This is a genomic window from Kitasatospora sp. NPDC127035 (assembly GCF_042726075.1).
Classification (GTDB): Bacteria; Actinomycetota; Actinomycetes; order Streptomycetales; family Streptomycetaceae; genus Kitasatospora.
The window spans coordinates 238009-245841 of record NZ_JBHXDN010000001.1 but is presented as its reverse complement, the minus strand read 5'-3'; the positions used below and the strand labels follow the sequence as shown (position 1 = coordinate 245841).

The window sequence follows — 7833 nt, the reverse complement described above, 5'->3', positions numbered from 1 at the left end:
TTTTTCAGCTGCCCGGGGGGGGGGGGGGGGGGGGTCTCGCGGGGGGGGGGGGGCGGCGGGGGGGGCGGCCGGGGGGCCCGCCCCCCCCCCCGGGGGGCGGGGCCGCGCCCCTCTTCGCGTCACGGTCGACCGGGTCGGTCAGCGGTGGCCGCCGCCGTTTCCGTTTCCGTGGCCGCCGCCGTTGCCGCCGCCGCCGATGATGCCCGGCGGGAGGGTGATCCCGCCGCCGATCAGGCCGCCGGCGTTGGTGCCGCCGGGGTTGCCGCCGCCGGTGTTGGCGGGCGGCGGCGGGTTGCCACCCGCGTTGGGGTCGCCGGTGGCCGGCGGGCTGGCCGGCGCGGTGGCGTTCGGGTCGGGCTTGGGTGCCGGGTCCGGGATGTTGATGGTCGGCAGGGTCTCCATGGGAGCGCCGCGCAGGGCCTGGTTCATCGCCATCTGCCAGATCGGGCCGGGGCCGGTGGCGCCGAAGACGCCGTCGGCGCCGTAGTAGGTCTCGCCGATCTTCATGTTCTTCATCTTCACGCCGCCGGCCGGGCCGCCGAGCCAGACGGCGGTGGCGAGCTGCGGGGTGTAGCCGCTGAACCAGGCGGCCTTCTTCTCGTCGGTGGTACCGGTCTTGCCGGCGATCTGGCGTCCGCCTTCGAGCTGGAGGGAGGCGCCGGTGCCCTTCTCGGTCACGTTGAGCAGGACGGCGTTGAGGGCGTCCGCGGTGTCCTGGGAGTAGGCCTGGCTGCAGGTCGTCTGCGGGACCTTGATGTCCTTGCCGTCCACCGTGGTGATCTTGTTGATCGCGACGGGGGTGCAGTACTTGCCGCGGGCGGCGAAGGTGGCGTAGACGTTCGCCATGGTCAGCGGGGAGAGTTCCAGGGTGCCGAGGACCATCGACGGGACCTCGACGAACGGGTCGCCCTTCGAGGTCTGGCTGATGCCGAGCTTGTTGGCCATCTGCTTCATGGCGCAGAGGCCGACCTTCTGCTCCATCTGCACGAAGTAGGTGTTGACCGACAGGGCCATGGCCTGCTTCAGCTCGTACGGGCCGACCTCGCTGGCCGACTCGTTGCCGACGCTGCGCTCCTTGCCCTTGGCGGTGTTCTTCCAGGTGCCCGAGCAGGTGGACATCGTGGGGTACTCGATCTTGTTCTCGGACGGGAACGGCTGGGTGGGGGACATCCCCGACTCCAGCGCCGCCGCGGCCAGGACCGGCTTGAACGTCGAACCGGTCTGGAAGCCGTTGCCGCCGCCCATCGCCGCGTCGACGTTGAGGTTGACGACGGTCTGGTTCTTGTTCGGGTCCAGGCCGTACGGGCGGGTCTGGGCCATCCCGAGGATCTTGCCGGTGCCGGGCTCCATCATGGTGGCGGCGGCCGAGACCGGGTCGGTCACCTTGACCTTGGAGGTCACCGCGTTCTGGGCGGCGGCCTGCTTGTCCGGGTCGAGGGTGGTGTAGATGTTCAGACCGCCCTGGTCCCAGAACTTCTTCCGGTCGGCGGCGTTCTTGCCGAAGACCGGGTCCTGCTTGACCACGTGCCGGACGTAGTCGCAGAAGAAGCCCATGCCGGCCTGCGCGGTGATGCAGCCGTTCTGCGGGTCCTTGAACTTCAGGCCCAGCGGGGCGGCCTTGGCCTCCTTGGCCTGGTCCGCGGTGATGTGCTTGTTCTCGAGCATCTTGTCGAGCACGACGTTGCGCCGCTTGACCGTGTTCTCGGGGAAGCGCACCGGGTCGTACTGCGAGGGGTTCTGCACCACGCCGGCGAGGGTGGCGGCCTCGGCGATCGTCAGGTCCTTGTTGTTCTTGCTGAAGTACCGCTGGGCGGCGGCCTCGACACCGTAGGCCTGGTGGCCGTAGAAGGTGATGTTGAGGTAGTTGGTGAGGATCTGGTCCTTGGTCAGGTCCTCCTCCAGCTTGATCGCGACCTTCAGCTCCTGGATCTTGCGGCCCAGGGTCTTGCGCTGGGCCTCCAGGACGGCCGCCTGGTCGTCGCCGGCCTTCTCGACGTTGACGTTCTTCACGTACTGCTGGGTCAGCGTCGAGGCGCCCTGGGAGGTGGTGCCGCTCTCCGCGTTCTTGCTGATCGCGCGGAGCACGCCCTTGAGGTCGACGGCGCCGTGCTCGTAGAAGCGGGCGTCCTCGATGTCGACCTGGGCCTGCCGCATGTACGGCGACATCTGGTCGGCGGCGAGGACGGTGCGGTCGCGCTCGTACACCTTGGCGATCAGCCCGCCCTTGGCGTCGAAGATCTGGGTCGCCTGGGAGAGCGGAGGGGTCTTGAAGTCGTCCGGGATGTTGGAGAAGCCCTCTGCGGTGTTCTTGGCGGTCAGGCCGAGCGCGCCGACGGCGGGCAGGGCCATGCCGGCCAGCAGGACTCCGGAGAGCACGCTGACCCCCAGGAACTTGACTCCGTGTCCCGCGTAAGCCAGCGGTGACTCGCGGCGTGTACCGCGCGGAGCTCCGGTGTTGCCTGGGGGCTGGGGTGCCTGGGGGCGCTTCGGTGCCATGGGAGAACCCTACGTTGCCGATTCCCGCACACCGGGGCAGGTGTTCGCCTAGGCTTGTCACAAGCTTGCGACAGCTTCGCTCTGTCAGCATCTGTCACTCTTGTGAGTGATGAGAATTGCCCGAATTGCCCTTTCTTGGGGGGTTTTTGAGGCAGCTGTCGCTGGCTGTGCACCTGTGTCCGGTAGCGCTCAGTGACGACTCGCGTGGCGAGAGTGGCGCCCGCGACCCTGGCAAGGCTTGCGACCTGCGGTCACTCCAACGAGTGAGCTGATCGATACCCATAGTCCAATCGGGTCATTCGAGATTGAGCCCGAAGGGGCTGTTGCAACCTGTCGTTCTTCCGTAACGTCCTCAACTGGCAACGGTGAATATGCCGTTGCCGCCGTGGGGGAGCCTCGATTCGGGAGAGGACGGCGCCGGCATGGGCTGGGTAGACGACTGGAGTGCGCAGGCCGCCTGCCGCACGAGTGATCCGGACGAACTGTTCGTCCAGGGGGCGGCGCAGAATCGCGCCAAGGCGGTGTGCAGCGGGTGTCCCGTCCGCACGGAATGCCTGGCCGACGCGCTGGACAATCGGGTGGAGTTCGGGGTCTGGGGCGGGATGACCGAACGCGAACGCCGGGCGCTGCTGCGCCGACGGCCGACGGTGGTCTCGTGGCGGCGGCTGCTGGAGACGGCCCGCACCGAGTACGAGACCTCGCTGGCCACCGGCGTGATACTGACGGACTACGCCCAGGCGGGCTGAACCTCCGGGCCGTCCGGCCGATGGCTTCACTCGGCGTTCGGCCTCGTTCGGCCCTGTTCGGTCGGTGGTCATTCCCGGCCCGTGGTCCTGCCCGGGCCGGTGACCGCACGGTCCCGCCGGTGATCGCCCCGCCGGGGACAGCCCGCCCGGTGACTTCGCCGTCCGGTGACTGCGCCGCCCGGTCGGTGACCGCACGGCTCAGCCGGTCGCCCCGCTGAGCCGTTCACCGATGGTGCGCAGGCCCTCCAGGTCGTGGACGTCCCCGGGGAGCGCGGCGACCTCGACGATCGGCACGTCCGGGTAGACCGAGACGAAGCGGTCGCGGGTGCGGCGCTCCCGCGCCATCACCTGCATCCGCTCGGCGTGCAGGCGCAGCAGCCCGGCCGCGAGCAGCTCGGCCTCCGGCGACGCGTGCTCCGAGCCGTTCTCCTCCAGGGCCTCGGCCGCCGCCAGCGACCGCTCCGCGGTGAGCTGCGGGACGCCCGTGCCGTGCACCCGGTTGAGTACCAGGCCGGCCAGCGGCATCCGGTCGGCGGCCAGCCGGTCCACGAAGTACGCGGCCTCGCGCAGCGCGTCCCGCTCCGGCGCGGCCACCACCAGGAACGCCGTGCCCGGTGCCTGCAGCAGCTGGTACGTCCGGTCCGCGCGTTCCCGGAAGCCGCCGAACATCGAGTCCGTCGCGCTGACGAAGGTCTGCACGTCGGTCAGCAGCTGGGCGCCGAAGATCTTGCCGAGGGTGCCGGTGAGCAGGCCCATGCCGACGTTGAGGAACTTCATCGCCGACCGGCCGCCGACCTTGGCCGGCGCGGTCAGGATGCGGATCACCTTGCCGTCGAGGAAGGACCCGAGCCGGTTCGGCGCGTCCAGGAAGTCCAGTGCGGAGCGGGACGGCGGGGTGTCGACGACGATGAGGTCCCACTCCTCGGCCGCGCGGAGCTGGCCCAGCTTCTCCATCGCCATGTACTCCTGCGTGCCCGCGAAGCCGGCCGACAGCGACTGGTAGAAGGGGTTCTCCATGATCGCCCGGGCCCGCTCGGGCTCGGCGTGGGCCAGCACGACCTCGTCGAAGGTCCGCTTCATGTCGAGCATCATGGCCTGGAGCTCGCCGTCGCCGGTGACGCCCTTGACGATCCTGGGCGTGTTGTCCAGCTCGGTCAGGCCCATCGACTGCGCCAGCCGCCGCGCCGGGTCGATGGTCAGCACGACGACCTTGCGGCCCCGCTCCGCCGCCCGCAGGCCGATCGCCGCCGCGGTGGTGGTCTTGCCGACGCCGCCCGAGCCGCAGCAGACGATGATCCTGGTCTTCGGGTTGTCGATCAGCTCGTCCACGGCGAGCCGGCTGCCGCCGCTCTGCACGTTCCCGCCGCTCTGCACGCTGTTCCGCCCGCCCGTGCTCACGCTGCCCCCTGACGCTTCAGTTCGCCCGCCAGCCGGTAGAGCCCGCCGAGGTCCACACCCTCGCCCAGCAGCGGCAGTTCGTAGGTCGGGAGCTTCAGCTGCTGGAGGTCGGCGCGCTGTTCGCGCTCCAGCTCCACCCGCTCGGCGTGCTCCCGTGCCTGGTCCAGCAGCGGGCCGAGCAGCGGTTCGACCGCGGCCCGGACGGTCTCCGGTTTGCGCGAGCGCCCGCCGAGCCCCGCCTCGACGAGGGCGAGCGCGACCTCCTCGCGGTGGTCGCCGTCGACCGCGGCCACCGCCGCCGCGTCCAGCAGCGGCGGCCGGACCATGTTCACCAGGACCCCGCCCACCGGGAGGCCGGCCTCGCGCAGCTCCTCGAAGCCGTCGACGGTCTCCTGCACCGGCATCTCCTCCAGCAGGGTGACCAGGTGCACCGCGGTCTCGGGCGACTTCAGCACCCGCATCACGGCCTGCGCCTGGGAGTGGATCGGCCCGAACCGGGCCAGCCCGGCCACCTCGGAGTTCACGTTCAGGAACCTGGTGATCCGTCCGGTCGGCGGCGCGTCCATCACCACCGCGTCGTACCGGCGGCGCCCGTCCGGGCCCTTGCGCCGGGCCGCCTCGCAGGCCTTGCCGGTCAGCAGGACGTCCCGGACGCCCGGCGCGATGGTCGTCGCGAAGTCGACGAAGCCCACCTTCTGCAGCGCCTTGCCGGCCCGGCCGAGCTTGTAGAACATGTCGAGGTACTCGAGCAGCGCCTGCTCGGTGTCGATGGCGAGCGCGTGGACCTCGCCACCGCCCGCGGTACCTCCGGGCAGTCCCAACTGGGCGGGTGAGACCGAGGCGATCCGGCGCTCCTCGTACGGCAGCGCCGCGATCCCGAACAGCTCGGCGATGCCCTGCCGGCCCTCCACCTCGATCAACAGCGTCCGGCGGCCCTCCGCTGCGAGGGCCAGCGCCAGTGCCGCGGCCAGGGTGGTCTTGCCCGTCCCGCCCTTGCCGCTGACCACGTGCAACCGCACGCCCTCCCAGTCGGGGTCGCGCCGGGCCGCCTGGCCGGGGGTGCGTGCCACGCTCCGTCTCCGTCCGTCTCCGAGGGCGGCACCGCTCAGGGTGCCCTCCCGCGAGGGTAACCAGGGACCGCGCCGGATGCCGGGACTACCGGGGGGGCCAGGCCTGAATCATGCCCGGTTTGTGGGCCACCTCACACGCACGAGCGCGGGCCGCGCCGGTCGCCCGGGCGGAGCGTCTAGAGTCTGGCCATGACCAAGTGGGAATACATGACGGCACCCCTGCTCGTGCACGCCACGAAGCAGATCCTGGACAACTTCGGCTCGGACGGCTGGGAGCTCGTCCAGGTCGTACCGGGTCCGAACCCGGAGCAGCTGGTGGCCTACTTCAAGCGGGAGAAGCAGGCATGAGCAAGGTCGAGGAGAGGCTCGCCGAGCTGGGCCTGACCCTGCCGCCGGTGGCCGCCCCGGTCGCCGCCTACGTCCCGGCGCTGCGCACGGGCGAGTTCGTCTTCACCTCCGGCCAGCTGCCGATGGTGGGCGGCAAGCTGCTGAACACCGGCAAGGTCGGCGCCGAGATCACCCCGGAGGAGGCCAAGGAGCTCGCGCAGGTCTGCGCGCTCAACGGGCTGGCCGCCGTCAAGTCGGTGATCGGTGACCTGGACCTGGTCGAGCAGGTCGTCAAGGTGGTCGGCTTCGTCGCCTCCGCCCCGGACTTCACCGGCCAGCCCGGCGTGATCAACGGTACGAGCGAGCTGCTCGGCAAGGTGTTCGGCGAGGCCGGCGTGCACGCCCGGAGCGCCGTCGGCGTCACCGTGCTGCCGCTGGACGCCCCGGTCGAGGTGGAGCTCCAGGTCCGGGTCCGCGCCGGGGCCTGACCCCGCGTGTGACCGGAGGACCTCCCCGGAGCGGGGGCGGGCAGCGGATCACCCCTGTCCAACCCCGCCCCCGGGCGTTTAGCATCCGGGCATGGACCAGCGAGCAACGACGCTCCCGATGCCTCCCGGCTGGCCTGCCCGGATCCGGGCGGTCGAGTCCGGCGAGCTGAGCCCGCCCGTGCCCAAGCCGTCCGCCACCGTGGTGCTCCTCCGGGACGCGGGGCCGGACGCGGGGCCGGGCGTGGAACCGCTCGCGGATGCGGAGCCGGGTACGGACGCGGAGCGGGGCACTGCGCCGAACGCCGCCCCCGGACCCGAGGCCTACCTGCTGCGCCGCCGCACCTCGATGGCGTTCGCCGCCGGCATGTACGCCTACCCGGGCGGCGGGGTGGACCGGCGGGACGCCGAGGCGGAACTCGGCTGGGCCGGGCCCGGCCCGCAGGAGTGGGCCGAACGGCTCGGGGTGGACGCCCGCACCGCCCAGGCGGTGGTCTGCGCGGCGGTCCGCGAGACCTTCGAGGAGGCCGGCGTCCTGCTGGCGGGGCCGGACGCGGACAGCGTCGCCGAACCCCGGGACTGGAGCGCGGAACGCGCCGCCCTGGAGGCCCACGAGCTCTCCTTCGCCGACTTCCTGCGCGAGCACGGTCTGCTGCTCCGCAGCGATCTGCTGGCCGGCTGGGCCCGGTGGGTCACCCCGGCCTTCGAGGAGCGCCGGTACGACACCTGGTTCTTCGTCGCCGCCCTGCCGCCCGGCCAGCGAGCCGCCCGCGAGGTCGGGGAGGCCGACCGGGTCGCCTGGCTGACCCCGGCCGAGGCGGTCAGGGGCTACGAGGAGGGCCGGTACGGCATGCTGCCGCCGACCGTCACGGTGCTGCGCGAACTGCTGCCGGTGCGCAGCGCCGCCGAGGCGCTGGCCGTGGCCGGTGACCGTTCGCTGACCCCGGTGCTCGGTCGGGCCGAGGTGCGGGGCGACCGGCTTACGGTCCGCTGGACGGGGTACGACGAGCTGACGATCGACGGCTCCTTCCCCGTCCGTCCGGGCGGCTGAGCCCTCCGGGCCCGGACGCGGTCGAGTCCCCCGGCTCCGACGACTGCGACGACTGCGACGACTTCAGATGACTGCGACGACCTCGATGACCTCGATGACTTCGACGAACCCGGTGAGACCGGCGAGCCGGCCGACCCGGCCGAGACCGGTGAACCGGGCGATCCCGGTGGACCCGTCGGCTCCGCCGAGCCCCCGCGGTCTCCCCGGCCTCGCCGACCTCCCCGAGCCCCGTGAATCCCGTGAATCCGAGTGGAAGGACC

Annotated in this window: 7 protein-coding genes; 4 read left to right on the top strand and 3 right to left on the bottom strand. The window is 71.7% G+C overall.

What is annotated here, in order from left to right; all coding sequences use genetic code 11:
- Positions 1–138 precede the first annotated feature (138 nt).
- Complete coding sequence (locus tag ACFWIC_RS01060; protein ID WP_380514717.1) at positions 139–2376, bottom strand: transglycosylase domain-containing protein; 2238 nt, start codon at positions 2374–2376, stop codon at positions 139–141.
- Between the two features lie 542 nt (positions 2377–2918).
- Between ACFWIC_RS01060 and ACFWIC_RS01055 the strand changes: the two genes are divergently transcribed.
- Positions 2919–3242, top strand: a complete 324-nt coding sequence (locus ACFWIC_RS01055; protein WP_327678535.1) for a WhiB family transcriptional regulator — start codon at positions 2919–2921, stop codon at positions 3240–3242.
- 198 nt (positions 3243–3440) lie between these two features.
- Here ACFWIC_RS01055 and ACFWIC_RS01050 read toward each other — a convergent pair whose 3' ends face one another.
- Both ACFWIC_RS01050 and ACFWIC_RS01045 read right to left on the bottom strand, forming a co-directional pair.
- Positions 3441–4616 carry an ArsA family ATPase gene (locus ACFWIC_RS01050; RefSeq protein WP_329879061.1) on the bottom strand — a complete coding sequence of 392 codons (1176 nt, stop codon included), beginning with the start codon at positions 4614–4616 and terminating at the stop codon, positions 3441–3443.
- A 20-nt stretch (positions 4617–4636) separates the two neighbouring features.
- Positions 4637–5710: an ArsA-related P-loop ATPase gene (locus ACFWIC_RS01045; RefSeq protein WP_329879041.1), complete on the bottom strand. Its 1074-nt coding sequence runs from the start codon at positions 5708–5710 to the stop codon at positions 4637–4639.
- 189 nt (positions 5711–5899) lie between these two features.
- Between ACFWIC_RS01045 and ACFWIC_RS01040 the strand changes: the two genes are divergently transcribed.
- From ACFWIC_RS01040 to ACFWIC_RS01030, 3 genes are all read left to right on the top strand, one after another.
- On the top strand, positions 5900–6058 hold the full coding sequence (locus ACFWIC_RS01040) for a DUF4177 domain-containing protein (protein WP_329879042.1): 159 nt from the start codon (positions 5900–5902) through the stop codon (positions 6056–6058).
- Positions 6055–6525 carry a RidA family protein gene (locus tag ACFWIC_RS01035; RefSeq protein WP_329879043.1) on the top strand — a complete coding sequence of 157 codons (471 nt, stop codon included), beginning with the start codon at positions 6055–6057 and terminating at the stop codon, positions 6523–6525. Before ACFWIC_RS01040 ends, ACFWIC_RS01035 begins: the two co-directional genes overlap by 4 nt.
- A gap of 91 nt (positions 6526–6616) precedes the next feature.
- A complete protein-coding gene (locus ACFWIC_RS01030; protein WP_329947853.1) occupies positions 6617–7573 on the top strand; it encodes an NUDIX hydrolase in 957 nt (318 codons plus the stop codon).
- Positions 7574–7833 lie beyond the last annotated feature (260 nt).